This is a genomic window from Streptomyces africanus (assembly GCF_002150735.1).
In the GTDB taxonomy this organism is placed as follows: Bacteria; Actinomycetota; Actinomycetes; order Streptomycetales; family Streptomycetaceae; genus Streptomyces; species Streptomyces africanus.
In genome coordinates this window covers 1-877 of record NZ_MUKA01000663.1, presented here as the reverse complement: position 1 = coordinate 877, position 877 = coordinate 1, and the positions used below count along the sequence as shown (strand labels likewise).

The window sequence follows — 877 nt, the reverse complement described above, 5'->3', positions numbered from 1 at the left end:
TCGTACGCAGCCCCCAGGCCTTACCTGCCACCCCCGTCACCGCTTCGGCCCGCAGCTGGGGGCTGCGTACGACTCCCCCGCTGCCCAGCCGCTCCTTCCCCACCTCGAACTGCGGCTTGACCATCATCACCAGGTCCGCGTCCGGCTTCACGCACCGCACCAGGGCGGGCAGGACCAGCCCGAGCGGGATGAAGGACAGATCCCCCACGACAAGATCCACAGGCTCCCCATCGATCTCTTCAAGTGTCAATTCGCGAACGTTCGTACGGTCCTTGACGGTGACGCGTTCATCGTTCTGAAGAGACCAGGCGAGTTGTCCGTATCCGACGTCCACGGCGACGACATGGGCGGCGCCCGCCCGCAGCAGGACATCGGTGAAACCACCGGTGGACGCGCCGGCGTCGAGCGCCCTGCACCCCTCGACGACCAGGCCCTGCGGCATGAACGCCGTCAGCGCGCCGGCGAGCTTGTGGCCGCCGCGCGACACGTAGTCGGGATCGTTCGCGTCGGCCGCGACGACGATCGCGGCCGCGGTCTCCACCTGCGTGGCGGGTTTGGTCGCGACGGTCTTGCCGACGGAGACCCGCCCGGCGGCGATCAGCTGGCCGGCATGCTCACGCGAGCGCGCGAGCTTCCGGCGGACCAGCTCCGCGTCGAGACGGCGGCGTGCGACTCCTGCCACGTTCGGTTCAGCTCCTGTGTTCGTACGGCCGCGGGGGCGCCGGTGGTCCCGGGCGGGCGTCGAGCGCGGTGAGCGCGTCGCGCAGCCCCCGGTGTACATCCTCGTACACCTCGACATGTCCGTCCGTGGCGAGGTGGTCCGCGTCGCCGAGCCGGTCCAGGGCCGCGTCCACGTCGGCGTCGCGGACGTCCCCTT

Annotated in this window: 1 protein-coding gene and 1 pseudogene; both read right to left on the bottom strand. The window is 70.7% G+C overall.

Going from position 1 to position 877, the window contains the following annotated elements; all coding sequences use genetic code 11:
* On the bottom strand, positions 1-682 hold a 682-nt coding region (locus tag CCL05_RS43235), incomplete at its 3' end, for a TlyA family RNA methyltransferase (protein ID WP_086565910.1).
* A 7-nt stretch (positions 683-689) separates the two neighbouring features.
* Positions 690-877, bottom strand: a pseudogene (locus CCL05_RS43230) (hypothetical protein); the annotation flags it as partial.